Annotated in this window: 20 protein-coding genes; 7 read left to right on the top strand and 13 right to left on the bottom strand. The window is 61.6% G+C overall.

Annotated features, from left to right (window positions below):
- Nucleotides 1-10 precede the first annotated feature (10 nt).
- Nucleotides 11-1,462 carry a cytosine permease gene (locus P5205_15145; GenBank protein HSA11699.1) on the bottom strand — a complete coding sequence of 484 codons (1,452 nt, stop codon included), beginning with the start codon at nucleotides 1,460-1,462 and terminating at the stop codon, nucleotides 11-13.
- Between the two features lie 232 nt (nucleotides 1,463-1,694).
- Here P5205_15145 and P5205_15140 point away from each other — a divergent pair, with 232 nt between their 5' ends.
- The 3 genes from P5205_15140 to P5205_15130 all read left to right on the top strand — a co-directional run bounded on the left by P5205_15140 (nucleotide 1,695) and on the right by P5205_15130 (nucleotide 5,376).
- Entirely contained in the window at nucleotides 1,695-3,242 is a 1,548-nt protein-coding gene (locus tag P5205_15140) for a YhjD/YihY/BrkB family envelope integrity protein (GenBank protein HSA11698.1), read from the top strand.
- A gap of 297 nt (nucleotides 3,243-3,539) precedes the next feature.
- Entirely contained in the window at nucleotides 3,540-4,640 is a 1,101-nt protein-coding gene (ald, locus tag P5205_15135; GenBank protein ID HSA11697.1) for an alanine dehydrogenase, read from the top strand.
- Between the two features lie 40 nt (nucleotides 4,641-4,680).
- Nucleotides 4,681-5,376 carry a GAF domain-containing protein gene (locus tag P5205_15130; GenBank protein HSA11696.1) on the top strand — a complete coding sequence of 232 codons (696 nt, stop codon included), beginning with the start codon at nucleotides 4,681-4,683 and terminating at the stop codon, nucleotides 5,374-5,376.
- A gap of 89 nt (nucleotides 5,377-5,465) precedes the next feature.
- On the opposite strand, the gene P5205_15125 is transcribed toward P5205_15130, so the two are convergent.
- Entirely contained in the window at nucleotides 5,466-5,909 is a 444-nt protein-coding gene (locus tag P5205_15125; GenBank protein ID HSA11695.1) for a hypothetical protein, read from the bottom strand.
- Nucleotides 5,910-6,207: 298 nt separating this feature from the next.
- Between P5205_15125 and P5205_15120 the strand changes: the two genes are divergently transcribed.
- Both P5205_15120 and P5205_15115 read left to right on the top strand, forming a co-directional pair.
- Entirely contained in the window at nucleotides 6,208-7,326 is a 1,119-nt protein-coding gene (locus tag P5205_15120; protein ID HSA11694.1) for a PQQ-binding-like beta-propeller repeat protein, read from the top strand.
- Entirely contained in the window at nucleotides 7,323-8,618 is a 1,296-nt protein-coding gene (locus P5205_15115; protein HSA11693.1) for a glycosyltransferase family 4 protein, read from the top strand. The genes P5205_15120 and P5205_15115 overlap by 4 nt, the downstream gene beginning before the upstream one ends.
- Nucleotides 8,619-8,625: 7 nt before the next feature.
- On the opposite strand, the gene P5205_15110 is transcribed toward P5205_15115, so the two are convergent.
- The 10 genes from P5205_15110 to rsmB form a co-directional block, all read right to left on the bottom strand.
- Complete coding sequence (locus P5205_15110) at nucleotides 8,626-9,084, bottom strand: response regulator (GenBank protein HSA11692.1); 459 nt, start codon at nucleotides 9,082-9,084, stop codon at nucleotides 8,626-8,628.
- The gene (locus P5205_15105; GenBank protein HSA11691.1) at nucleotides 9,081-11,330 is read right to left on the bottom strand and encodes a PAS domain S-box protein; all 2,250 of its coding nucleotides are present in this window, start codon (nucleotides 11,328-11,330) and stop codon (nucleotides 9,081-9,083) included. Before P5205_15105 ends, P5205_15110 begins: the two co-directional genes overlap by 4 nt.
- Nucleotides 11,331-11,822: 492 nt before the next feature.
- Nucleotides 11,823-12,341, bottom strand: coding sequence for a hydrogenase maturation protease (locus P5205_15100; GenBank protein ID HSA11690.1), 519 nt, complete (start codon nucleotides 12,339-12,341; stop codon nucleotides 11,823-11,825).
- A gap of 67 nt (nucleotides 12,342-12,408) precedes the next feature.
- Nucleotides 12,409-13,938 (bottom strand): Ni/Fe hydrogenase subunit alpha, encoded by a 1,530-nt coding sequence (locus tag P5205_15095; GenBank protein ID HSA11689.1) that lies wholly within the window; start codon nucleotides 13,936-13,938, stop codon nucleotides 12,409-12,411.
- Between the two features lies 1 nt (nucleotide 13,939).
- A complete protein-coding gene (locus P5205_15090) occupies nucleotides 13,940-14,923 on the bottom strand; it encodes an oxidoreductase (protein ID HSA11688.1) in 984 nt (327 codons plus the stop codon).
- Complete coding sequence (locus P5205_15085) at nucleotides 14,916-15,464, bottom strand: hydrogenase iron-sulfur subunit (protein ID HSA11687.1); 549 nt, start codon at nucleotides 15,462-15,464, stop codon at nucleotides 14,916-14,918. Before P5205_15085 ends, P5205_15090 begins: the two co-directional genes overlap by 8 nt.
- Entirely contained in the window at nucleotides 15,457-17,469 is a 2,013-nt protein-coding gene (locus tag P5205_15080; GenBank protein HSA11686.1) for a CoB--CoM heterodisulfide reductase iron-sulfur subunit A family protein, read from the bottom strand. Before P5205_15080 ends, P5205_15085 begins: the two co-directional genes overlap by 8 nt.
- 21 nt (nucleotides 17,470-17,490) lie before the next feature.
- Nucleotides 17,491-18,378, bottom strand: a complete 888-nt coding sequence (locus P5205_15075) for a CoB--CoM heterodisulfide reductase iron-sulfur subunit B family protein (GenBank protein HSA11685.1) — start codon at nucleotides 18,376-18,378, stop codon at nucleotides 17,491-17,493.
- A 1-nt stretch (nucleotide 18,379) separates the two neighbouring features.
- The gene (locus P5205_15070; GenBank protein ID HSA11684.1) at nucleotides 18,380-18,967 is read right to left on the bottom strand and encodes a 4Fe-4S dicluster domain-containing protein; all 588 of its coding nucleotides are present in this window, start codon (nucleotides 18,965-18,967) and stop codon (nucleotides 18,380-18,382) included.
- A gap of 366 nt (nucleotides 18,968-19,333) precedes the next feature.
- A complete protein-coding gene (gene rsmB, locus P5205_15065; GenBank protein ID HSA11683.1) occupies nucleotides 19,334-20,626 on the bottom strand; it encodes a 16S rRNA (cytosine(967)-C(5))-methyltransferase RsmB in 1,293 nt (430 codons plus the stop codon).
- 51 nt (nucleotides 20,627-20,677) lie between these two features.
- Here rsmB and P5205_15060 point away from each other — a divergent pair, with 51 nt between their 5' ends.
- Nucleotides 20,678-22,555, top strand: a complete 1,878-nt coding sequence (locus P5205_15060; protein HSA11682.1) for a GreA/GreB family elongation factor — start codon at nucleotides 20,678-20,680, stop codon at nucleotides 22,553-22,555.
- A gap of 41 nt (nucleotides 22,556-22,596) precedes the next feature.
- Here the strand turns inward: P5205_15060 and P5205_15055 are convergent, their stop codons facing one another.
- A complete protein-coding gene (locus P5205_15055; protein HSA11681.1) occupies nucleotides 22,597-23,049 on the bottom strand; it encodes a DUF5069 domain-containing protein in 453 nt (150 codons plus the stop codon).
- Nucleotides 23,050-23,489: 440 nt separating this feature from the next.
- Here P5205_15055 and P5205_15050 point away from each other — a divergent pair, with 440 nt between their 5' ends.
- A complete protein-coding gene (locus tag P5205_15050; protein ID HSA11680.1) occupies nucleotides 23,490-25,295 on the top strand; it encodes a hypothetical protein in 1,806 nt (601 codons plus the stop codon).
- Nucleotides 25,296-25,395 lie beyond the last annotated feature (100 nt).

Here is a 25,395-nt window from a genome sequence, read left to right as displayed (position 1 = left end):
TCTCGAGGGATTATTTTGTGGCTTCAACCATTGCGCCGGAGACCGGCACTACCGGCGAGAGCATCCCCATCTTCGCGCAGAGGAAATACACCACCGCGCCGATTATAAAGGCCAGCACCGGGGCGGCCGGGACGTTGACGCTGAGGTTGGGCAGGATGCCGACCACGAAGCCGGCGGCCCAGGCTACCCAGCCGGCGGGGTTGAAGCCGGCGCGCGGGCCGCTCCATTTCTTGCCGTTGAGCAGGTAATCCACCATCATCGCGCCACAGACCGGCCCAAAGGAGGCGCCGATGATCGGGAACACTTTACCGGCGGCATCGCCGGCGTAACCGCTCCAAGCCAGTAAAATAGCAACGACGGTGCCGATCCCGACGGAAATGAAGGGATTTACTTTGGGCAGGGTGGTCTTGAAGCTGTTGGCCGCAATGAACGACGAGAAGCAGGCCGGCGGGAAGGCCGCCAACGCCAGCAAGAACATCACCCACTTGCCCGCAGCGGGTCCCAGGACCACAGGAATGAGGTTGAACGCGTCGAGGATGAAGCCCGGACCGTTCTTGGCGCCCTTACCAGCCTCAAGAGCCTTGGCCTGCAGTTCGACCGATCCATATACCCCGGCAATCACCAGCAGGGCCGCGCCGGCAATCAAAACAATGGCGAGTGCTACTCCAACCATACCGCCCATCGAAACGTCCTTCTTGTCGCGGCTGTTCATGCCGAAGTCCACGCCAGCCGCGCCGGCGGTCGCAAAGAACCCCACTACGTTGGCGACAACAACGGCAAAGAGAGTAAACGCATCCAACGCGGGCGCCGCCGGCTTCAGATCGTTGGAGGCCAGGAAAGTCTGTTGGAGGGCCGTCAGATTTTTCGCATCGAAGTGACCGACGTTGCCAATGGTGGCGGCGACCAGAACAATCAGGGTAACCAGTGGGATGAGCGGCAGGTAAGTGGCGACCCTGGCAACATACTGGATGCCTTTGAGCCCCACGAAGCAGGCTAGCGCCCCCCAGACCACCATAATGGCCTTGGCGGGAACCGGAATGACTTCCGCCAGTGCCAGGGAGGAGAAGCAGACATTTACTCCCACCCAGCCGAACTGCAAGAGGCCCATCAGGAAGCCAGGCATGAGAAAACCGCCCTGGGAACCAAAGGTGGAGGTGCCCACAATATAGAGCGGAAGACCGGTCTTCATTCCGAGCATGCCCGGGGCAAGGTAGAACAAGTAGTGGCAGATCGCCGCCGCGACCACGAGTGCGACCAGCGGGAGGAGAATCCCCTGGGAAAGCGTCCCTCCCAGATTGTGCGACTTAAGCGATTCCTGCCAAAACACGAACCACAGGAAAATTCCCGCGTAGCTCGGGGCGGTGTTCTTGTACCAAGGCGCGCGCTTGTCTTTGGGATTGGGCACGGCGCTGGTGATGTATCCCGGGAGTTGGCCAACCACTTGTGCTTGTTGATTATTCATAGTTCAGTTACCGATTTGGTTACGCTGCCTGACTCCAAACAGACGGCAAGCATTGGGAGGGAATACTCGGATTTGAGGCCAAACTGTCAACACCATAATTCCAGCGGGCGCACCCCGCTCGCGCGGTGGCGGAAAGGGAACAGGTCGGAGCGCGCACGGCCAGGCCGCGTTCCACTGGCGCTTCCCAGCAATTGACTTGCCTCGTTGCTCTGTTAGCGTGGGCGGCGTCAGCATGGCGAAAAAGGTCTCCAGGTTCCATCAGATCCGCCAGCGCGCGGAGGCGCTGCTGGACGAGCGGGCCCCGGCGTCGCTGGCCGGCACTTCCCGCTGGCTTCGCTACGTTCATTTCTGGGTTCTGGTGTGCAAGAGCTTCATCCGCAACCGCTGCCTGGTGCGCGCCTCGGCGCTGGCCTACGCCACCGTGCTGGCGCTTGTTCCCATGCTGGCCGTGGCTATGAGCATCAGCAGCGCCGTGCTCAAGAAGGAGGGGGAAGACCAGATTGACAAGTTCATCGTGCAACTGGTGGCCAGCGTCACGCCGGCGGAAACGGTGGGCCTGAACGAACTTAAGCTCGATGAAGACTGGTTTACGGAGTTCACGGACACCAACGCATCCGCCGAGGTGACCGCACCTTCGTCCGCGCCCACCAACAGCCCGGCTCTCTCAGGCGGCGGCGGAGCAACCAACGGGGCCGCGCCGCCGGCCTTCGCCGAAACCGCGCAAGTGGTCAGGACGCGTCAAGCGATAGCGCGGGGCATCCACGAGTTCATCCAAAACACCCGCAGCGGCGCGTTGGGAGTGACGGGTAGTATTCTGTTGGTGTTCGCGGCCATCTCGATGCTGAACCGGATTGAAGACACTTTCAACGATATCTGGGGCGTGGCGCGCGGGCGAAGCTGGTTCATGCGGATTGTCCTCTACTGGGGCGTTATCAGCCTGGCGCCTTTGTTAATCGCCGTCGCGCTGGGGCTGACGACCGGACCACACTGGGGGGTTACGCAGCAGTGGCTGGCGGTCGTGCCGGTTTTGGGCCCGCTCATCTTCCAGCTCATGCCGGTCGTGGTCTTGTGCCTGTCCTTCGCCTTGTTTTATGCCCTGATACCAAATACGCACGTTAATTGGCAGGCGGCTCTGGCCGGCGGCCTGGCCGGGGGCATTCTCTTTCATCTCAACAACCTCGCGAGCGTGCTCTACGTGTCGCGCGTGGTGTCCAACAGCAGGATTTACGGCAGCCTCGGGATGGTGCCCGTGTTCATGATCGGGCTCTACTTTGCGTGGTTGATCCTGCTGTTTGGGGCGCAGGTGGCCTACGCGTACCAGAACCGGGCTTCGTATCTGGAGGAACGGCAGGTTGAGAACATCAACCAGCGCGGGCGTGAGTTCGTGGCGCTGCGGCTGATGACCTGCATCGGCCAGCGGTTCGCGAAGGGGGAGCTGCCGCCCGACTCGGTCGAAATCGCCGAGGCACTGGCCGTGCCGACGCGCCTGGTGCAGCAGCTGATGCGAATCTTGTGCGCCGCCCGGCTCGTGACAGAGACCGCCGGCGAAGCCCCGGGCTACTTGCCGGCGCGCCCGCTGGAAACGATCACTTGCCACGATATCCTGATGGCCTTGCGCGCCAGCCAGGGGCAGGACCTGGCGACGCGCGACGAGCCGACGCGCACAGAAGTCTACGGGGAATTCCACCGTATCGAGGAAGCGGAACGGCACGCTGCGGCTTCGGTAACCATGCTGGCGCTGGTCAACCGGGCGCAGAGCCAGAATATCCTGACAGAGTGATGGAGTGCTGGAGCGGTAACGAGACGCGAATAGACTATTAGCACAAGATTGACATAGGTTCCTCGATCGAACCGGTTTTTGGTCTCCTTGCCTATCGGAAGGCCGAGCATGGCTATAGCGCCTTGAACGACCTTTCCTTCGAGCTTAAACAAGGACTGCTGAAACTTGTTGAAAGTTCCAAGCACAAGCAAGAGACTGATGGATGGATCGGCAGCCTGATACTAGAAGAGAGCAACATCGCATACATTTGATGGCCTACACTCCATTGCCCCAGCAATCCATTACTCCAATTCCCCTATGATCATTGGCGTGCCTAAAGAGATTAAGGACCAGGAATACCGCGTGGCCTTGCTGCCTTCGGTTGCTTATCAACTCGTCCAGCGCGGCCACCAGGTGCTGGTGGAACGTAACGCCGGCGCCGGGTCGGGCTACCCTGATTCGGATTACGCCCAAGCCGGCGCGACCCTAGTGAACGACCACGCGGCGGCGTACGAAAAGGCCGATATCGTGGTGAAGGTCAAGGAACCGCTGCCGTCTGAATACGGGCTGCTCAAGCCGGGCCAACTGCTGTTTACTTACCTGCACCTGGCGGCGAGCCGGTCGCTGACTGAGGCGCTGATAAAATCCCGGGTGACCGGACTGGCCTATGAGACCATCGAAGTCAACCGGCGACTGCCGCTGCTGGAACCGATGAGCGAGATTGCTGGGCGCATGTCTGTCCTGGTCGGCGGCTACTTTCTAGCCAAGCACAATGGCGGCAGCGGCGTGTTGCTCGGCGGGGTGCCTGGCGTGTTGCCGGGCAAGGTCGTCGTGCTGGGAGGCGGCGCCTCGGGCATCAACGCCGCCCGCATGGCCCAGGGGATGGGCGCCGATGTGACCATCCTCGAAGTGGATCTGGAGCGAATGCGCTTCCTGGACATCACCTTGCATACTGCCCACACACTTTACTCGAACGAAGCGCACCTGATGGAACTGCTGCCGTCGGTGGATCTGCTCATCGGCGCCGTGCTGGTTCCCGGGGCCAAGGCGCCCCGGCTGATTCGCCGCGATATGCTGCGGCGGATGCACCCGGGCAGCGTGCTGGTGGATATCGCGATTGACCAGGGCGGTTGCTCGGAAACATCCCGACCCACCACGCACGATCACCCGGTCTTCGTTGAGGAAGGTGTTGTCCACTATTGCGTGGCCAACATGCCGGGGGCCTATGCGCGGACGGCGACGCAGGCGTTGACGAACGTCACTCACCGCTATCTTGAATTGCTGGCCGATCACGGGCTGGCCGAATCGTGCCAGCGGCAGCCGGCGCTGGTAAGCGGGATCAACGTGATGGACGGCAAGATCACCCACAAGGCCGTGGCCGGCGCGCATGGGCTGGCGTATTCGGCGCCGGCCTTTTGAACAAGGGTCAAGCAGTGTTACCGAACCCCCACATCCCTGAATGAAGGCCCCCATCCCCGACAATGAGAAGCAGCGGTTGGCAGCCCTGCGCGAGTACCAAATCCTGGATAGCGGGACGGAACAGGCTTACGATGATATCACCGCGCTGGCCGCATATGTCTGTGATGTGCCCATCGCCACGATCTCCCTCGTGGACGAGTCCCGGCAGTGGTTCAAATCAAGGGTGGGATTGAACGAACAGGAGACGCCGCGCGATGTGGCGTTTTGCGCCCATGCGATCCTGCAGGTGGAACCGTTGATCGTGCGAGATGCGCTCAACGACGCGAGGTTCGCGGACAGCGCCCTGGTCACGCGCACGCCGCACATACGGTTCTACGCCGGCTTCCCGCTGTCCAGCCCGGAAGGCTTTGCTTTGGGTTCCCTGTGTGCCATTGACCGCAAGCCGCGGCAACTCTCTCCCCAGCAGAAGACCGCGATGCAAGCCCTGGCGCGCCAGGTGATGGCTCTACTGGAGCTGCGGCGTGCCTCGAAGCGCATGGCCGAGGTGTTGGAGAAGGTCAAAACTCTGCACGGCCTGCTGCCAATCTGCGCCTGGTGCAAGCGCATCCGCGACGACCAAGGCTACTGGAGCCAAGTCGAGGCCTACATCCACGAGCACACCGGGGCCGACTTCACACACGGCATTTGCCCCGAGTGCCTGGAGAAGCAGCGCCCGAACAGGGGGACAACGGAGTGATGGAATAGGGAAGCAATACAGCGATCCAGCGGTGCAGTGATAGATTCCCGGCACTCCACCGCTCCAACGATCCAAGGTCCCGTTTTTGCTCAGCCGAGCTTGCCGTTGGCCAGGCAACTCACCGATCTGCCTTGGTTGGGCAGCACTTGGATGGCGCGGTCGTCATAGAAGCGGATGAGGTCGTAGTCCTTCTGATTGGTGACCTCCAAGCGCCCGAGCCCGTGTTTCTCGACCCAGTCCTGGATCATCGGGACGCTTTCTGGATCACAGGCCCGGGCGGAGAAGATCTTCACTGTCACCCCGGCCGCCAGCAGGCTTTTGACCATCTCAATCATCTCGGGAATCGGTGTTCCCAGCGGGTAGGGCGGCAGGAAATGGCCCTCTTCGTCATCCCGGGCCAATGTGCCGTCCAGATCCACGCCGATCCACTGGTGCTGGGCGACAAAGACCGGTTCCGCGCCGGGATCGAGCGTGATCCAGGCGCCGGGATTGCCTTGTTTGTCGTGTGCTTTCTCTATCTGCAGCGGGCCCATGAGCATAATCTAGATTGCTCTCCCGCGAAGTCCACCACAATGTTCCGGCACGCGTACCGGAAATGCCAGAGTCCCGCTTGACTGGCGGCGTTTTGACGGCACACTCAGGCGAGCATCCATATTTGCATTTTATCGGCCGTATGAAGTCGAGATCGTTCACCCGCCGGAGTTGCATTCATCACGGACTTGCGGTGGCCGCGGGCGCGCCGTTTGCAATCACCTGTATTCCCGCCGGCCGGGCGGCGGGCTTACCGGCTGCCAACCTCACCGCAACGGCGACTTGAATTCCCGACTTCTGATGCTTGCGGCACGCCACCTCACGGTCTGGGTGTGGTCGCTGGGGTGTTGGTGCGCGAGCGCCGCGGTTGCGCCCGGCGACTGGCCCATGTTCCGCGGCGGGCCGGCGCTTGTGGGCGTCGGCGAGGGCAAGCTGCCGGAGAAGCTGCAATTGCTCTGGACCTTCAAGACTGCCGGTCCGGTGAAGTCCTCCCCGGCGATCGTTCGGGACCGCGTTTTCGTCGGGTCGGACGACGGCCATGTCTATGCCGTGGGCCTTGCAGATGGCAGCAAGGTTTGGGCGTTCAAGACGGAGGACGGTGTGGAATCCTCGCCCCTGGTGTTGGAGGGGAAGGTGTATATCGGTTCGAGCGACGGTTTGCTTTACGCGCTTGAGGCCGGAACCGGCAAACTGGCCTGGAAATACCGGACGGGCGACAAAATCCTCGGCGCGCCAAACTGGGTGCAATCGGCCGGCGGCGTGCGGGTGCTCGTCGGCAGCTACGATTACAAACTCCACTGCGTGGACGCCGTGACGGGCCGCAGCAACTGGGTTTATGAAACGAGCAACTACATCAACGGATCGCCCGCGGTTGCCAACAACCAGACTGTTTTCGGCGGGTGCGACGGGCTGCTTCATGTGATCTCGCTGGCGGACGGCAAACAGGTACAGGAGGTTGATGCCGGGGCCTATGTCGCCGCCTCGGTGGCATTGGCGGACGGGCGCGCTTATTTCGGCCAGTACGAGAACGAGTTCATGTGCGTGGACCTCAAGGAAGGGGGGAAGGTGTGGACCTTTCACGACCGGAACTTTCCGTATTTCTCTTCTCCCGCAGTGACGGCCGAATTTGTCGTGTTTGGCGGGCGGGACAAGTTGTTGCACTGTGTCAAGCGCGCCGATGGGAAAGCGGTCTGGAGCTTCGCCACGCGCGGCGAGGTGGACAGTTCGCCGGCGGTGTGCGGGAACAGGGTGGTCGTGGGCTCCGACGACGGGCGGTTGTATGTGGTGTCACTGGACCACGGCAAGGAGATTTGGTCCTACGAGATCGGGCAGCCAATCGAGAGTTCGCCGGCAGTTGCGCGGGGCAGGATAGTGGTTGGGGGGAATGATGGCAGTGTTTATTGCTTTGGCGTGAAGTGAATCTGGTGCAGCTAACTCCCGGCGCGGGCGCCATGTATTGCGGCGGGTGCCTGCGCGACAACGCGCTGGTAGCTGCGCTGCGCAAGCTGGGCCACCAGGTCACCATGGTGCCGCTTTACCTGCCGCTGACGCTGGATGAGACAAACCAAAGCACAGGCACGCCGCTTTTCTTTGGCGGGCTGAGCGTCTATCTGGAACAGAAGTCCGCGCTCTTCCGGGGCGCGCCCGGCTGGCTGCATGATCTGCTGGCCTCGCCCCACCTGCTGAAGTGGGCGGCGGGCAGGGCGGCCAAGACCCGTGCGGCCGACCTGGGCGAGTTAACCCTTTCCATGCTGCGTGGTGAGGAAGGACACCAGGGGCGCGAACTGGAGGAGCTTGTTGCGTGGCTCAAAACCCAGCCACCACCGGACGTGCTCTGCCTTTCCAACGCCCTGCTGCTTGGCATGGCTCGCCGACTCAAGTCCGAGTTGCGGGTTCCGGTTGCCTGCTCCTTACAGGGGGAGGACTCGTTCCTGGACGCCTTGCCTGAACCGCTTCGCGCAACCTGCTGGCGCACGCTGGCCGAACGGGCGGCGGAGGTGGACCTGCTCATCGCGCCGAGCAGTTACTTTGGCCGGCTAATGACCGAGCGGCTCGGCCTGGCCCCGGCAAAGGTGCGGGTGATCCACAATGGAATCAACCTGGATGGGTACGAGGCGGCAGGCGAGCAGGCAGGCGCGCCTGCCGTAGGGTTCTTTGCCCGGATGTGTCCGGAGAAGGGGCTCGACACGCTGGTCGAGGCCTACATCCGTTTGCGCCAGCGTGGCCGGGCGGGCCAGCTCAAGCTGCGGGTGGGTGGCAGCTGCGGGCCGGCGGACACACCGTTTGTCAATTCGCAGCGCGAACGGCTGGGGGCAAACGGCTTGCTCGCCGAGGCAGAGTTTCATCCCAATCCTGACCGGGCGGGCAAACTCAAGTTCCTGCGCTCACTTTCCGTTTTCTCGGTTCCCGCGCGCTGTGGAGAAGCGTATGGCCTCTATGTCATCGAAGCACTGGCGGCGGGCGTGCCGGTCGTGCAGCCCCGCACCGCGGCCTTCCCCGAGCTGGTTGAGGCAACGCGCGGAGGAGTCCTCTGCGCGCCCGGCGACCCGCAGGCGTTGGCGGAGGCGATCGAGCGGTTGCTCGTGGAGCCCGCTCAGGCCCGTGCGCTGGGCGAGGCTGGCCGGCGGGCGGTTTTTGACCGGTTCAGCGCCCAGGCGATGGCCGAAGCGCTGCTGCAAGCATGTGGTGAACTGGCAGGGCGGAGGCCCTAACGGCTGCCTATTCCGGAAACGCCTCGGGCGGGGGGCAACGGTTGACGACCAGCCAGTAGTAGCCGAGGTCCCGGATGATGGTTTGGAACTGGTCAAAGTCTATTGGCTTCTGGATGTAGCTGTTAACGCCCAACCGGTAGCCTTCGACCATGTCTTGCTGCTCGCGGGACGAAGTCATCACCACCACCGGCACCGGCCGCGTGCGCGGGTCTTCCTTGATGGCCTTGAGCACCTCCAGGCCGCTTACCTTGGGCAACTTTAAATCAAGCAGGATGACCTTTGGGGGGCCGTTGATGCTGCGCTGCTGGTAGGTCCCGCGGCAGAAGAGGAAATCCAGGGCTTCCTCCCCGTCACGCACCACGTGAATCTTGTTGGCCAGCTTGTGCTTCCGCAAAGCGATGAGTGTCAGCTCCACGTCATTGGGATCGTCCTCCACGAGGAGCAGTTCCACTTCTTTAGTGTTCATATCGCCATTTGTTGTTCTTCCGCCTGCGCCGCGGGCCCCAAACCGGCGACTGTGAAATAGAAGGTGGCCCCCCGATCAACGACTGCCTCGGCCCAGATGTGCCCTCCGTGTTTGCGCACGATGCGGTCCACGGTGGCCAGCCCGACGCCGGTGCCCTCGAACTCCTCGGCCCGATGAAATCGCTGGAACACGCCGAACAGCTTATCGGCGTATTTCATGCTGAACCCGACGCCGTTGTCGCGCACGAAGACCGCGGTATTGCCGTTGGTCTTGCGGCAGCCGATCTCGATCACGGCGACCGGGCGGGGCCGGGTGTATTTCACGGCGTTGGAGAGGAGATTGGCAAAGACCTGCTTCATCAGGCCGCGGTCGCACTCCACGACGGGCAGAGGCTCGACGCGCCATTCCAGCGTGCGGTCGGCGGTCTCGTGCTTCAGGTCCGCCAGCACCTCCTCCACAAGGCTGCCCAGTGGTATGGATTGCCGTCGCAATTCCTGGCGGCTGACGCGCGCCAGGTTGAGCAGATCCTCCAGCAGCAAGCTCATCTTCCTGGTGCTTTTGCGGATGTTCTCCAGGTAATGCAGGGCGTCAGGCCGCAGCTCGGCCGCGACTTCCTCGTGCAGAATCTTCGAAAAGGCGTCAATGTGCCGCAACGGCGCGCGCAGGTCGTGGGCCACCGAGTAGGTGAATGACTCCAGCTCTTTGTTGGCCGCGGTCAGCTCCGCGGTGCGCTCCGTGACGCGCTGCTCCAGTTCCGCGTTCAACTGTCGAATCTGCGCTTCCGCCCGCTGGCGTTCGGTGATGTCTCGCAAGATGACCGTATAAGTCTGTTGTCCGCCCACTTCTATGTGCGAGATCGAAGCTTCAATGGGGAATTCCTCGCCGTCGGCGCGCAAGCCGGAGAGCGGCCGCAAATGTCCCATGGCCCGGCTGGTGAGTCCCGTGTGTCCAAATTCCGCCACATGGCAGCGGTGCGCCTCGCGATATCGCGCCGGAATGAACCGATCGAGCGGCTGCCCGAGAGCTTCGGCGGCCGGGCAGCGGAACATCTTCTCCGCCGCCTCGTTGAAAACCGTAATGTTCTGCCGGGCATCCACACTGATAATGGCGTCCATCGCCGAGCCGATGATGCCCGAGAAGCGCGCCCGGCTTTCTCGGATCTCCCGCTCCGCGCGTTTCCGCTCGGTAATGTCGTGCGCGATCGAAGAGATGCCGACGATATCGCCGCGCGCATTCCTGATCGGCGACACAGTGAGCGACAGCTCAAGGGGCCGGCCGTCTTTGCGAATGCGCACAGTTTCGTAGTGCCGGGTTGACCCCAGCTTGGCCACCTCGAGAATCTGCGCCTCCTCCTCCGGCCGGTCCGGGGACAGGAGGCGCGTAATCGGCTGCCCCACCATTTCCGCCGCCGTGTAGCCGAACATTCGCTCGGCTCCGGCATTCCAACTAACGACTTTGCCTTCCAGGTCTTTTCCAACGATCGCATCGTCCGAAGAGCTCACGATGGCGGCCAGGAAGGATCGCAACTCTTCGTCCCGACGCAGGGTTGACGTCTGCGCTTCAATGCGCCCGAGCATCTCGTTAAATGCTTCGGTCAACAGGCCCGTTTCGTCGCCGCTGACTATCTGGGCGCGAATGGAGTAATCGCCGCGTTTGGAAACACCATTCGCCACCTCCGCCAGCGCCAGGATGGGATCAGTGATCCGCCGCTGCAGGGTATGGGAGAGGGCTAGCGCGGCCAGCGCCGAGCCAAGCAGAACCAACACGGCTATCCCACTGTAAACGCGCAACCGCAAATGCAACGGATGACTGCTGGAATGCAAGTAGAGCATCCCTTGCGGCACACCGTCCTCCGCTACCGGCATGAAGAGCACCAATCGTCCGCTGTCAAACCAGCGGCCACCGGTTGCCGGCGCCGGCGGAAGCGCGTTGGGAGACGTCTGGATTGGATACCACGCAAACAGCTTGCCCTGACGGTCATAGAGCGCGGCCACCGCGATGCGCGGGTCGGCCCGCAGCGAGGCCAGTGTCGAACGCGCATCTTTCTCATCCCCGGACACGAGCGCCGGGACACTGTGATCCGCAATGACAGCCGCTGTCGCCGACAGGCCGCGGGTCAGGTTCTTCCGGTAGCTCACCAGATCGAAAACGGCAAATGCCGCAGCCGTAAGCAGCAGCACCACCATGTTCGTCAGCATGATGACGGCTATCGTCTTGCGCTTGATTGATTGACCCTTGACTGCCATTCGATTGTTTCTAAGGCAAAATACCGCACCTGTTGAGTTTTTCCACTGGCTCAAATCGGCGTTGGCCGACCGCGCTGCGTGACGGTTGGGTTAACTGGGTTGGCCGTGGAAAGGTGGACGACAGGTCACGGGCTGTCTTCGACTGCTGCAAGAGTGGTCGTTGAGGCCGGGCTTGTGTAATGCTCCGTAATTGCGGAACTTACAGCAAAGGCGGTTCCTGGCCCTTCCGGGCGGGGTGTTCTAAGCATAAGTGCTGTAACGACAGCAGGTTACGCCCAGGAACTGCAGCGATGTCAAGGCTGTATCCACGGTGTGGATACGGTGTGGATACGGTGTGGATACGGTGAGACTGGCTTGTGGGTTGAGGTCAGGACCACCACAGGAGGGCAGGCGGAACCAGCGCGGTTCGCGCCGCGGCTACTGAGATGGGCAAACGGGGCGTGGCCAGGGCGACAGGGCGTTGTGGGGAATCGAAGTCCCCATCGCCGCCGGTTATACCAGCGACCGCACTGCCGCTGCGATGCGCTCGGCAATGCGGGGCAGGGCAGCCTGAAGGACAGGGGTCAGGGAGGTGCCCAGGGTAAACGGATCCTCCACCTCAATAGCGAAGATTCTGACCTGCGCCGGCATTGCCAGTCCCAAGTGCCGGCCCAGCGCCAGGGTTTCACTCACGCCCAGAAAGTGCGGAGTGCGCCCGGTCAGTTGCCGCAACGCGCCCGCATCCAGTTCATGCACCGTAGCCGGAGGCGCCTTGCCAGTCTGGATGGAATCCACAATGACCACAACGGAGTAGCCGGCAATGAAGTCGAGCAGAGCCAGGCCCATCTCTTTTGTCTCGCGGACATCAATCGCCGGACAGTCGGCCAACGCACCCTGGAGTTGGCGCACAACCAACAGGCCGACGGCATCGTCGGTGAGGATGTCATTGCCCAAGCCAAGGAGGAGAACCTGTGCGTCCGGGGATCGCGGAGCGTCCAGTCCGGTGGTAGTCTCGAGCGCCGAGAGGCTCATATCTCAAAGCCGCGGTCTGGAATCCGGGGTTCGACCGAAGCCCGAACCTGGAAACCAGAAGGGCGTCTCATTCCTGCACAAGCTGTTGCACCAGATTGCGCTGGGGGTCGTAGATGTTGACGCGCAGCGGCAGATGGCCCGGGAGCGAGTGCGTGGCGCAGCCCAAACATGGGTCGTAAGCCCGGAAAGCCATCTCGACCTTGTTGAGCAGCCCCTCGCTGACCTTGCCACCCTTGATGAGGCCCTTGGCGGCGCGGTCAACGCTCATGGCGATGCGGGCGGCGTTGTTGCCGGTGGCCACTACCAGATTGGCCTTGCGGATGAGGCCTTTCTCGTCGGTCTCGTAATGATGGAAGAGCGTGCCCCGCGGGGCTTCGATCACTCCCATGCCGACTTTCGGCACGGAGGTCGGAACGCGCCGGACCTCGGGACTGGTGATCTCGGGATCGTTGACAAGCTGTTGCATGCGCTCGGCGGCATAAACCATTTCAATGACGCGGGCCCAGTGGTTGGCCAGGGTGTGATGCACGGGTTTGCCGCCCAGGGTCTGGTAGAATTCCTCGTAGGCGGCCTGGGCCTTGGGCGTGGCCATGCCGTCGGCGGCATTCAGGCGCGCCAGCGGAGCCACGGAGTAGATGCTGGTGTCGGGGCCTTCCACAAAACCCTTCCAACCGCGTGGCTTGAGGTAGGTGAACTTCATGTAGCTCCACGGCTCGACGTGCTCCGCCACATAATCGAGATACTGCTGGGCCGTGAATTTGCAGACTTCCTTGCCGGTGCAGTCCACGACGCGGAGTTTGCCGTCGTAGAAGTTGACCTTGTTTTGGTCGTCCACCATCCCCATGTAGCAGGTCTTGTGGGTGTAAGCGTCGGAGGTAATGAGCTGCACGTAGTCCGGATTGGCGAGGACAATCTTCTTGAACACGTCCAGTGTCCAGAGGGCGAATTCGAGGGCGTCCTGGGCGAGCTGCTTGAACATGGGCAGGTCCTCGACTTTGAGCCCCTTGCTGACGCCGCCCGGCAGACCGAGCACTGGATGGACGACTTTGCCCCCGAAGTAGGCGATCAACTCGCGCAGGCGCCGGCGGCTGCTGATGACCTTCTTGCCGGCTTCTAGGCCAACCTTGCCGATGACGCCCACGATGTTGCGTTCGGCCGCCGGGGCCTCGGGGCCGACGATGAAGTCGGGCCCACCCAGAACAAACACATGCAGGGCATGGTCCTCGAGGATGAAGGTGTTATAGACCAGCTCCCGAATCTTGCGTCCAGCCGAAGTGGGCTCGACCTGGTAGAGGTTGTCGAGAGTCTTGGCCGCGGCCATGTGATGGGCGGTGGGGCAAACGCCGCAAATGCGGCTGGTGATCTGCGGCATGTCTTCCGCCGGCCGCCCGATGCTGAACACCTCGAAACCGCGCAACTCGGGCACCTGGAGGTAGGCGCGCTCCACATCCCCCTTGTCATCGAGGAAGATGTCGATCTTGCCGTGGCCTTCGAGCCGGGTGATGGGGTTGATGGTGACGTTGCGGCGGGCCGACTGGTAGGCGGCGTTGGCGCGGAGGTTGCCTTGATTGAACGCTTGTTGGGTAGCTGGATTCATATCACTTTCCGTTGGCCGGCAAAGTCACTTTGCGGCGCAGCATGCTCTTGGCGAAGCCGTAGCGGTAGAAGGTGCCCAGCGGGTCCGGGATGCCTTCCAGCACCTGGTTGATTTCAGCTTCCTCCCTCGGCGCGACATTGGCGCAGAGGGAGGACATGATCTTGAGGCCCTGGTCCCGGACGCGCGAGGTGGGGCCGAAGCAGCCGGTGCACGGCATGTTGCCGATGGTGCATTGCGAACCACAGCCACTCCGGGTCGCCGGCCCCATGCAGACCACACCTTGCGCCAGAAAGCACAGGTCCGGGTCGGCCAGCAACTGGTGCGGGCGCTTGAACTCGGTGAAACTGATGTTTTCGGGTTTGCTTTTCTTGCGCGGACACTCGTCGCACAAGGCGATATCGGGCGCAATGACGGAACCTTTGGGCGGCAGCTTGCCTTCGAGCAGCGCCGTGATCGCGGTCCTGGTGATATTGGGCGTCGGCGGGCAGCCCGGGACGTAGTAATCCACCTCCACCACCTGGTCCAGCGAGCGGACCACATGATGAAGGGCGGGCAACGTGACTTCGCGGCCAGCTTCGGTGAAACTCAATTGCGGGCGGGTTTTGTCGCCGCCGCTGGCCAGGGTCGGCGCATCCTCGTAATTGAACTTGAGCATCTGCTCACGTGAGAACTGGTTGGCCAGGCCGGGAATGCCCCCGCTGACGGCGCAGGAGCCGTAGGCAATCAGGAACTGGCTCTTGCGGCGCAGCAAGAGGGACATCTCCTCCTGTTCGGTGGAGCGGATGGCGCCATTGAGGAGAGTCGCGGTAATGGACTTGTCCGGCATGGCCTCGATGTCCTTGTACTTGAAGTCCATCGCCACCGGCCAGAGGACGATGTCCACCTTCTCGACGACCCCGAGTATGTCCTCAGCCAGGTCAACGACGGTTTCTTCGCAGCCTCCGCACGAGGCGCACCAATAGAACGCTACTTTGGGTTTAGGCATGAGCCGCCTCCATCTTGTTGGCCTGGCTGGCAGACTCGCCGCGCTTTTCGCAACCGCAGCCCGATGCAGCCTCCTTCCCCGCCACATGCGCAGCGAAATGTTCCATTTCCTTGTCCCACTCCTCGAACTTCTGCGGGATGTCGAGGGGCCCGAGTTTTTGGATGTGCCCGACCATCTCGTTGACCACGCGCTTGACCTTCTCGCCTTCCGCGGCGGAGATCCACTCCAACCGCACCCGCTCGTTCTCGATGCCGAGTTCGGCGAGCATGCGTTTCAACATTTGAAACCGGCGGAGCATTTTATAGTTGCCCTCGACATAGTGGCAGTCGCCCGGGTGGCAGCCGCCGATCAGCACGCCGTCGGCCCCTCGAGCCAGCGCATCCAGGATGAACTGCGGGTCTACGCGGCCGGAGCACATCAGCCGGATAACGCGGATGTTGGCGGCGTACTTGAGCCGCGAAACACCGGCGAGGTCCGCGGCGGTGTAGGTGCACCAGTTGCAGAAGAACGCAACGATGCGGGGTTTCCATTCTTTAGTCATAAGCCAGGACTCCTTTGATTTCACTGAAGACCTCTTCGTCTTCGAACAGGCGCTGCGCGATCGAGCCGGACGGGCAGGAGGCCACGCACGTGCCGCAGCCTTTGCAGAGCGCTTCATTGATGACCGCTTTTGCCTTCGCCGCGTCAAACGTGATGGCGGTGTACGGGCAAAGCGGGATGCAGGATTTGCAGCCGGAGCACTCATCCTCCAGCACGTAAGCCGTGTTTGGTTCCTGCTCGATGTAACCCTTGTCAATGAGCACCATGGCCTCGGCCGCGGCGGCGCCCGCCTGGGCAACCGTGTCCGGGATGTCGCGAGGTCCCTGACAAGCCCCCGCCAGATAGATGCCATCGGTAAAGGTATTCACTGGAGCCAGCTTCGGGTGCCGCTCCAGGAAGAACCCTTCGCTCCCGCAGCTCATGTTGAACATGCGCCGCACTGCCTGGGCGTCAGTCTGCGGCTCCAACCCGGTAGAAAGCACCACCATGTCCACGGGGATTCGCCGGACAAAACCCGCCAGCGTGTCCTCGACGCGGAGCACCAGCTTGCCTTCCTCCTCCGGGGTCATGGCCCAATCGGTGACTTCGCCCACGCGGCCGCGGATGAAATGCACACCCTCTTCGAGGAGCTTGTCGTAGAACTCCTCGTAACCTTTGCCTGGCGTGCGCATGTCTATGTAGAAGTTGAAGATTTCGGCCTCGGTGTGCTCTTTGAGCAGGTGCGCCAGTTTCAGAGAGTACATGCAGCAGACGCGCGAGCACCAGCGATTGGTCTTCTTATCGCGCGAGCCAACGCAGTGGATAATACCGATGGCTTTCGGTTGCCTGCCGTCGCGCAGGATCACCTCGCCGCCCGTCGGGCCGGAGGCATTTACCAAGCGCTCCACCTCCAGCGAGGTATAGACGTTCGGGTAGGTGCCGTAGCCGTACTGGGGTATGCGCTTCGCGTCGAAGGTCTGAAACCCGGTCGCCACGATGATGGTGCCCACCTTGATCTCTTTGATCTCTTCCTTCTGCGAGAAATCAATAGCCTTCTTCTCGCCGCAGGCTTCCACGCAGGTTTTCTTGCACTTGTCGGTGAGGACGCCGCGCTTGAAGTTGAGGCAGACTTCTGGATCAATCAGCACCACCTGGGGTGTGGCCTGCGGGAAGGGGATATAGACGGGCTTGCGCTTGCCAAGCCCCTCGTTGAATTCATCCAGGAACTTCGGTTCCTTGTAGACGCAGTTGGAAATGCACTCCTGGCACCCGGTGCAGAGGTCTTCGTCAATGTAGCGCGGCTTGCGCTTGACGGTGACGGTGTAGTTGCCCACGTAACCGTCCACCTTGGTGACCTCGGAGTAGCTCCAAAGAGTGATGTTCTCGTGCGAGCCGACCTCGGACATCTTGGGGGTCAGGATGCATGCTGCGCAATCCAGCGTAGGGAAGGTCTTGTCGAACTTCGCCATGTGTCCGCCAATCGAGGGCTCCCGTTCAACCAGGTAAACTTTCTTGCCGGCGTTGGCGAGGGTCATGGCGGCGTGGATGCCGGCGATGCCGCCGCCCACCACCAGCACGTCCGGGTGGATGGGCACTTTCTTCACTTCCAGCGCCCGGTGATGCACGACGCGCTCGATGGCGGCGCGGGCCAGGGCTTTGGCTTTCTCGGTGGCTTCCCCGCGGTTGGTGTGCACCCACGAGTTGTGTTCGCGGATATTGACCATGTGGAAGAAGAACGGGTTGAGCCCACCGGCTTCAGTCGCGCTTCTGAACGTATGTTCGTGAAGCAGCGGAGAGCAGGAGGCCACCACCACCCGGTTTAGCTTGAACTCACGGATATCCCGCTGGATCAATTCCTGGCCCGGGTCCGAGCACATATACTTGTAATCCCGGGAAAGGACCACGCCGGGCAGCGTCTCGACGTATTTGGCGACCTCCGGGCAATCCACCATGGCGGCAATGTTATGGCCGCAGTGACAGACGTAGAAACCGACGCGAACTTCCCCGCGGTTAACGATAGTGTTCATGTCAAATCCATTGAGTTGCGATTAAGCGGCCACGGGCTTGGAGGCTTCCGCGGCGGAAGGGCGCCACTTGAAGGGTATTGCCGCCCGCTTCAATCCCAGTTCGTCTTCGGGCAGCCCAAAAGCCAGCCCCATCAGTTGTGTGAAATAGACCGTTGGCACTAATACGGGGCCATACTGACTGGTTACCGGCGCGTGGTAGCCGTCCAGGTTGAATTGGCACAGCGGGCAGACTGTGGCCAGGCAATCTGCGCCGCGCTTCTTGGCTTCGTTAAGGAGAATATAGACCATCCGAATACCCGCCTCGGGCACTGTGCCAGTCAGGCTGCCGCCGCAGCACTTGGTCTTGAGGGGATAACCCACAATGGTGGCCCCGAGCGCTTCGAGCAGGCGATCCATGGTGGTGGGATTGTACTGGTCATCGAAAGTTGCGTATGGCCGGACGAGCTGACAGCCATAATAAGGGGCGATCTTCAATCCCTTTAGAGGTCTGCGCACTTTCTGCCTGATGGCTTCCAGGCCGACGTCGTTGATGAGCACGTCCAGCGGATGGCGCACCGGTGTATCGCCGCTGTAATGCAGGCCCACGGCACCCAACGCGCGGTCCATGGTTTCCTTCATAGCGGGGTAATCGTGGAAGTAGTGCTTGGTCTTGTTGAGCACAAGGTAGCAGGCGGCGCAGGGCGCCATGATCGGGCGACCTCCCTGTTTCTCCGCCAGCGCGAGGTTGCGGGCCGCCAGCACGCAAGCCTTGGCCTCATCCACCGCCATGTAGGCGGTCGCACCGCAGCAGTTCCAGTCATCCAGTTCCTCCAAATCGACGCCCAGGTGTTGCATGACCGGCAGGAGGGATTCCTCGTAAGCTCGACCGAGGCCCTTGAGCGAACAACCGGGGAAATATGAGTATTTCATATCAGCAGGCTCCTTTCTTGGTGTCAGTCGCGTCCAGCATGCGGGCAATGTCACCATGCTGCTTGATCTTCTCAGTGGCCAGCGACAGGCGCCCAGTCTTCATCAAGTCAATCCCCATCCGCCAATTGCCCATGGCGGCAAACGGATTTGTTTTCAGAAACAGCTTCATCACCAGCAGCATTTCCGTGATCCGGCCGTGCTTTTTCACCATTTCGGTAAACTCGCGTGCCAGCACCGGGATCGGGAAGCGCTTGGGGTAGATCCCCGCCTGGATGGCCCGCTGCTTAAGCTCATACATGATATCCGTGATGCGGATCTCGCGCGGGCATTCGACGGTGCAGGCATAACAGGACGCGCACAGCCAAATGGTGTGACTCTTGAGGACTTCATTTTTGAAGTCCCCCCGGGCGAGCGCCATGACCTGGCGAGGCGTGTAGTCCATGTAGATGCTCAATGGGCACACCCCCGAGCAAGTGCCGCACTGGATGCAGCTTTCCAATTGCTCGCATCCCGGCACTCGCATGATCTCCTTGCCGAAGCCCTTGATCCGGTCCGCGTCGTATTTAATTGTGCGTTGTATTTCCATCATAAAGGCCTCCGCCAAACTCAACCGGCGCCTGCCTCATACTTCCGGGCAAGCAGCGACTCTCCGTCGTTCCCGACGGATTTCCGTTGCGTATGACGACTTTCCGTCATATCCAGCAGCAATTAAGGTGAATTTGACCAAGAACTCTCAACATGCCTTGCCAAAGCCTCTCCATTTTTTGTGCGAATCTGGACTCTCTGTTTTAGCATGTCTAATGGTGCCGATACGCACTGGTGCTAGCTCCTGGCTTGAGGAGGGGCCGCCCAGTGGCGGGTCGCGGACCAAGGGCAGGAGGCCTGTATTGCCGCGATGGCGAGGCAGCTATGCCGGTTGTGGCTTTGTGCTTCAAACCGCTAACGAGAGGCGTTCTCAGGTCCTGACCATTCGGGCTACGCAAGTCCCGTCAACGCCTTCCACAAAAGGTAAAAGCTCGCGCATCCTTTCGAGTTTGAATTCAATGTGGGTCGCGAGGAACTCCCGTGCCACATCGCTGTTTTCCTCCGGTTCCAGGCTGCACGTGCTGTAAACCAGCGTGCCGCCTGGTTTCAGAAGTGGCGCTGCCTGGCGCAGCAGCTCCAGTTGGATCGCCCGCAGGCGCCCGAGTTCCTCGGGGCGAATCCGCCAACGCAGGTCAATTCGGCGCCGCATAACTCCGGTGTTGGAACACGGCGCGTCAACAAGGATGCGGTCGAAGCCGGCTGGGGGTTGGGCATTGAGGGTTGAGGGGATAAGGGTCTCAACGCAGGTCACACCCAGGCGGGCGCAGTTCTGGTGAATCAACTCCAGCCGTTCGGGACCCGTATCGTGGGCGACGAGGCGGCCCTCGTTGTGCATGAACTGGGCAATGGCGGTCAGTTTCCCACCGGGCGCGGCGCAGAGGTCGAGCACGTTTTCGCCGGACTGCGGGTCCAGTTCCCGCACCGCCAGCAGGGTGCTGGGGTCCTGCACATAGAACTGACCTTGCTGGAAGCTGGGCAGCCGGCTCAGTGGCGGATGCGATTTGAGCTCGAAGACCAGGTTCTCCTCCAGCCAATCCCGGCGGAAGAAATCATACTCCACACCTTCGTCGCGCCACTGGGTCAGGAGCTTGCCAGGGTCCGCTTTCAGGGTATTGACGCGAGCGAACGTTTTCGGGGGCTGATTATTCCATTCCATGAGCTGGGCCGCGCGGTCAGCGCCCCAGCGCTCGTGCCAGCGCCTCGCCAGCCATTCGGGGTGGGAATAGCCCAGATGAGGCTGTTGCGTCTTCAGCTCGGCCAGCAGGCGGGCGGTGGCATCGAACTCGCGCAAGTATCCGCGCAACAAGGCATTGATGAATCCCGCTTGAGTGTGGAAGCCCTCGTGTTTAGCCAATTCAACCGTTTCGTGCACGGCGGCGTGGTTGGGGATGCGGTCGAGCCAGAAGATCTGGTAGAGACCTAGTCGCAGGAGAGATTGCAGCTTTGGTTTCTGCGCGCGCCCCGCCGTCTTGCGAGCGATCAGCCAGTCCAAGGTCGCCTGCCAGCGGGTGATTCCATAGGCCAGTTCCTGGCACAGGTGGCGGTCAGGCGGGGAAAGCGGGCTTTGGGCCAGCGCCGCCGCCAGACGGTTCTCGAGGAAATCCCCGTCCGCGCCCCGTTGCAGGATGCGCAGTGCAATTTCTCTTGGTTTTCCGGCGCTCACGGCCTTTAATAGAGCGATTCCGCTCAAGGGACGCGAGCGTTAAGATACTTTATGAGAGAAGAATTCGAGAAAATGGCGGCGGCGGGGAAATTGGAGCGGCACCACATCGAACCGCTGGTGCAACTGACCACCACGGGTTTCTGCATGCACCGGAGCTGGGGTTTTGGGCGAATCAAGACGATGGATCCCGTCTTTGGACGGTTCACGATTGACTTCGACAACAAGGCCGACCACACGATGGACCTGGCTTTTGCCGCCGAGTCGCTCAAGCCGATACCCAGAGATCACATCCTCGCGCGCAAGGCATCGGACCCGGCGGCCCTGCGGCAGATGGCGGCCGCGCAGCCATTGGAACTGGTCAAGCTGGTGGTGACCAGCTACGGCGGCAAAGCCACGGTGGACCAGATTCAACACGCGCTGGTGCCCGATGTCATTGGCATGGATTGGAAGAAGTGGTGGGAATTGGCCCGGCGCGAATTGAAGAAGGATGGCCATTTCCAGGTTCCGCTCAAGAAGAGCCTGCCCGTGATTTACCAGGTCCAGGAAGTCTCACTGCAGGATCGGTTGATGGAGGGATTCCGCACGGCCAAAGGGTTGAAGGCCCGAGTTGCCGTCGCCACCGAGCTGCTCAGAAACGTGGACGATCTGGCCGACAAGACCGCTGCCGGCAGGGAAGTTGTGGCCTTGCTGAATGTTGAAATCCCCAGCTACCAGCGCACCCAGCCCGCCGTGGCGCTCGAAGCTATCTTTGCCCGGGACGATCTCCGGGGGGCGACGGGGCTGCCGCCCGGCGAAGGGGAGGTCACCGCGCAGACGATTTGGACTCAAGACGCGCAGTTCGGTCCATTGCTGGAGCAACTTCCATCCTCCAAGCATCGCCGGGCGCTGGAGTCCTTCAAGGCGGCCAACCCCGAGCACTGGCATGACGCGGTGCGGACAGGGCTGAACACCGTCCCAGCGAGGCTCTGCCGCGAGCTGGCCGGCCTCCTGATTGAGACCGGCCAGATGCAGCAGCTCAAGGACACCGTGGCGCGGCTCATCAGCCAGCACAACGCCAGCAGCGAGTTGCTGTTGTGGCTGGCAAAAGACCGGGACGATTCTTTCGCCGACATCCTCGGCCCGGAGGTCTTCCGCGCCATGCTCACCGCTATGGAACGCGATCAGTTCAACGAGCGGCGCTCCAACCGCCTGCGGGATTACATTCTCGACGACCACGAGCTGCTGGTGGAGCTGATCGGCTCAGCCGACCTGGAAGTCATCAAAGACCTGACGCGAGCATTGCAGCTCTCGCCTTCATTTGACGACATGGACAAGCGTTCGCTCCTGGCCCGCATCGTGAAAAGCTATCCGGCGATCCAGGTGCTCATCTCGGGCGAACAACCCCGGCAGGAGGCCACGCTGATGGTTTCCTGGGCCAGCCTGGAGCGGCGCAAGTGCGAATACCGCGAGCTGGTGGAAAAGAAGATCCCGGCCAATTCCAAGGAAATCGCCCTGGCACGCAGCTACGGTGACTTGAGCGAGAACCATGAATACAAGGCCGCCAAGGAAATGCAGAAGCTGCTCATGCGCCGGAAGGCGGACCTGGAAACGGAGCTGGTCCGGGCCCGCGGCACGGACTTTGCCGGGGTGAGGACGGACGTGGCGGGCGTCGGCACCGTGGTGCGCGCCACCGATTTGGTGACTGGCCAGCCGGAGCGGATTGTAATCCTCGGCGCCTGGGATTCCGAACCGGATAAGGAGGTCGTGAGCTACCTTTCGCCAATGGCCCAGGCGCTACTCGGGCACAAAGTCGGCGACGAAGTCGAGTTCGAAGTCCACGAAGTCGTGCACCGTCATCGCCTCGACTCGATTGAGCCGTACGTAACGGCGCCGGCAGCCCCGCCCCCGGTCGGGAGTCAGGCCGGCGCGGAAACCGCCAGCGTGGCGTGATTGGCCGCTGCGCGGCGGGTCAGCGCTGGCGTCGCGAGAGGTTACGCCATGCCGCCGAACGTCACGTGGTCATCCAGGTCCAGCAAGTCAAACCAAGTCGAGATGTCCTCGCGTTTGGGCGCAATCTTGCTGTGCACCTTGTGGAAGAACTCGCGTGATTCGGTATCGGCGGGCGCCCGTTGTTCCTGACAGGCCGACCACATTCGGATTTCGGGTTCTGTGCGCTTGTGCTGGGCGTGCTTTTGAATCCAGGCAAGGACCTCGCCGTCACTCTTGCCCGCCGCAAGCTGCCGCTTGACCGCCCCGGCCTTGACACCCACGAAATCCAGGAAACGCTGGTCAACCGGACAGGCGTAATTGTATTCGCCATTCCGGCCGGCAACCGTCGCGCGGCCTTTGTCCAGCATGCGCGGCAAGATGACGTAGCCGCCTAACCGCACGCGCGGGCTGCGCGGCGGACGTTGAGTCAGATCTGGAGCATTCTTTAGAGCCATAGGTTTTTTGTCTTCCATTCCCAAGTATGTCGCGCATCCGGCCTGGCGCCGGAACGCTCTGTTCCCATTAAGATGCCGCCGGATTGACGGAATGCAAGCTGCCCGGCCTCGGTTGGCGCCAGAAAATGAGACAGCCACGTGCATTAATTCAACAGCAACCTCACCCCCTGGGAGGCATTGGCCGCATTGGCGGATCGGCATGGCCCAGCATCATTATGGGACTCCCCTTGGGGCAGGGAGTCCTTTTGCGGCCCGTGCTGGCTTAGCGTTTCATTTGTTGTCTCAATGGTAGACAGCCTTTTCCGATCAGTGGGCATTTTCAGGCCCGTATCGTGGAGTCCTCCCGGTATTTGGGCTATTGGCACTATGACTGCTCAAAGGTGCGGCAATGAAACAGCAATGTGTCATGGTCCGGTCGCAAGCAAAACTAATTTAATTACATGAAACGTATAATCCTCGCCCTCACGTTCGTTGGGATGGTCGCCTGCAGTTTGGCTGGCTTTGCCCAAACCACCTCGCCCACCGGCGATGCACCAGCCACCCCAGCCAGCGATGCTGCCCCACCCGCGGCAGTGCCCGACGCTCCTCCGGCGCCGGCGGCCACGCCTGACGCAGCGGCAGCACCGGCGCCAGCCGCCGAGACAGCCGCCGCCAGCAGTCCGGCTGCGACCGAGGCACCGGCCCCAGCTCCCGTAGCCGAGGTCCCGACGCCGGCCCCGGCCGCCCCGGCGGTTGCGGCCAATGATGCCGCTCAGCCCGCCGCACCGGCCACCGATGCCGCCAGCGAGACCAGTCCGGGCACCCCGATCCCGCTCATCACCATTGAGGATGTGCCGCTGACCGACGCCATCCGCAACCTCGCCCGCCAGGCCGAAATCAACTATGTGCTTGATCCGAAGATCGGCTTCGGCCAGGTAGGACCCGATGGCAAAGTGACACCGCAGCCCTCCGTGACCATTCGCTGGGAGAATGTCACCGCCGAGCAGGCACTCAACGCCTTGCTCAACAACTACACCCTGCAATTAGTGGATGATCCCAAGAGCAAGATCGCCCGCGTCACGGTCAAAGATCCGGCCGCGCCGCCCCCGCTCTTTACGAAGATCATCCAGCTCAAGTACGCTCCTCCCTCGAACGTAGTCGCCGCGGCGCAGAGCATTCTGACCGATAAGCGCAGCAAAGTCATGCCGGATGTCCGCACCAGCCAGTTGGTTGTGGTGGCGACGGAACCTGAGCTTGTGGCTGTGGACGAGCTCGTCACCCGTCTCGACACCATCACCAGGCAAGTGCTGATTGAAGCGAGAATCCTGGAGACGACCGTGAATCCCAAGACGATGAAAGGAGTTGATTGGGCCAGCACTCTGGAGGCTCAGCGCGTTACGATGGGCAATAACGGGTTCACGCGCGCACCTGGAGGCGAATCATTACCGTTAACTCCGATCGAAAGTGCACCGGCGCCCGGCGCCTTGTTGGATAGCCCAACAAAGCTCCTGATGAACCTCAGTCAAGGCAGCGTCTTCAACCCGTCCATGGCGTTTCTCAACGCTGACGGCGTCAGCGCGATCATCTCCTTCCTCAATACATACTCCGAAGTGAGAGAAATCTCCTCTCCACGATCTGTCACGCTGGACAACGAAAAAGCCACCGTCGAGGTCGGCATGCTCTATCCCATCGTGAATGTCTCGGCGGGCACGGCGAACACGACCGGTGGTTCGCAGATCACGTATTCGAACCTGACCATTCGCCTCGAAGTGACCCCCCGCATTTCGGCCAATGACTATGTCAATCTAACCGTCACCCCATCTATCACGAAACTCGGTCCCTCGTTCACGTCCACCATCGCGGGCGTTGACAACGAAGTGGACTCCTTCCTTACGCGCAATCTGACCACGCACGTGATGATCCCCAGCGGCAACTCGCTGGTCATGGGCGGTCTGATTCAGGACCAAATCAATCAGGCAAACACCAAGGTTCCGCTCCTCGGTGACATCCCGGTGCTGGGATACCTTTTCCGGCATGATTCCAAGGATCGGTCAAAGACCGATCTCGTTCTCTTCATCACGCCCACGATTGTTAAAGATCAGGACTATCAGCCGACGAAGGCGCCCTTCTTGAATCGGCCCGTGCCGGAAAAGGACACCCTGGAAGAGGACTGGTCGGCCTGGGACAGCGGCAAGCCGAAGGATTGGAGTAAGAAGCAAGCCGCGGCTACTGGGTTCAAAGACGAGAGTGCTTTGGCGAAGAAGTAACCTCCGCTCTTTCTCACCATGCCGCCCTGTCCGCAGGGCGGCATTTTTTTTGGGTGCGCCCGGCAGGGCGCACTGACTAGTTGGTTAGAGTCCAATGCAC

Source organism: Candidatus Paceibacterota bacterium, from assembly GCA_035452965.1.
Taxonomy (GTDB): domain Bacteria; phylum Verrucomicrobiota; class Verrucomicrobiia; order Limisphaerales; family UBA8199; genus UBA8199.
The sequence above is the reverse complement of the archived record's forward strand: the minus strand, read 5'-3'. Positions and strand labels throughout refer to the sequence as shown.

What these genes read in the sequence shown, in the direction of transcription:
- P5205_15145 (HSA11699.1), bottom strand. Translation starts at nt 1,462, where the DNA reads ATGAATAATCAACAAGCACAAGTGGTTGGCCAACTCCCGGGATACATC.
- P5205_15140 (HSA11698.1), top strand. Translation starts at nt 1,695, where the DNA reads ATGGCGAAAAAGGTCTCCAGGTTCCATCAGATCCGCCAGCGCGCGGAG.
- ald (HSA11697.1), top strand. Translation starts at nt 3,540, where the DNA reads ATGATCATTGGCGTGCCTAAAGAGATTAAGGACCAGGAATACCGCGTG.
- P5205_15130 (HSA11696.1), top strand. Translation starts at nt 4,681, where the DNA reads ATGAAGGCCCCCATCCCCGACAATGAGAAGCAGCGGTTGGCAGCCCTG.
- P5205_15125 (HSA11695.1), bottom strand. Translation starts at nt 5,909, where the DNA reads ATGGGCCCGCTGCAGATAGAGAAAGCACACGACAAACAAGGCAATCCC.
- P5205_15120 (HSA11694.1), top strand. Translation starts at nt 6,208, where the DNA reads ATGCTTGCGGCACGCCACCTCACGGTCTGGGTGTGGTCGCTGGGGTGT.
- P5205_15110 (HSA11692.1), bottom strand. Translation starts at nt 9,084, where the DNA reads ATGAACACTAAAGAAGTGGAACTGCTCCTCGTGGAGGACGATCCCAAT.
- P5205_15105 (HSA11691.1), bottom strand. Translation starts at nt 11,330, where the DNA reads ATGGCAGTCAAGGGTCAATCAATCAAGCGCAAGACGATAGCCGTCATC.
- P5205_15100 (HSA11690.1), bottom strand. Translation starts at nt 12,341, where the DNA reads ATGAGCCTCTCGGCGCTCGAGACTACCACCGGACTGGACGCTCCGCGA.
- P5205_15095 (HSA11689.1), bottom strand. Translation starts at nt 13,938, where the DNA reads ATGAATCCAGCTACCCAACAAGCGTTCAATCAAGGCAACCTCCGCGCC.
- P5205_15090 (HSA11688.1), bottom strand. Translation starts at nt 14,923, where the DNA reads ATGCCTAAACCCAAAGTAGCGTTCTATTGGTGCGCCTCGTGCGGAGGC.
- P5205_15085 (HSA11687.1), bottom strand. Translation starts at nt 15,464, where the DNA reads ATGACTAAAGAATGGAAACCCCGCATCGTTGCGTTCTTCTGCAACTGG.
- P5205_15080 (HSA11686.1), bottom strand. Translation starts at nt 17,469, where the DNA reads ATGAACACTATCGTTAACCGCGGGGAAGTTCGCGTCGGTTTCTACGTC.
- P5205_15075 (HSA11685.1), bottom strand. Translation starts at nt 18,378, where the DNA reads ATGAAATACTCATATTTCCCCGGTTGTTCGCTCAAGGGCCTCGGTCGA.
- P5205_15070 (HSA11684.1), bottom strand. Translation starts at nt 18,967, where the DNA reads ATGATGGAAATACAACGCACAATTAAATACGACGCGGACCGGATCAAG.
- P5205_15060 (HSA11682.1), top strand. Translation starts at nt 20,678, where the DNA reads ATGAGAGAAGAATTCGAGAAAATGGCGGCGGCGGGGAAATTGGAGCGG.
- P5205_15055 (HSA11681.1), bottom strand. Translation starts at nt 23,049, where the DNA reads ATGGCTCTAAAGAATGCTCCAGATCTGACTCAACGTCCGCCGCGCAGC.
- P5205_15050 (HSA11680.1), top strand. Translation starts at nt 23,490, where the DNA reads ATGAAACGTATAATCCTCGCCCTCACGTTCGTTGGGATGGTCGCCTGC.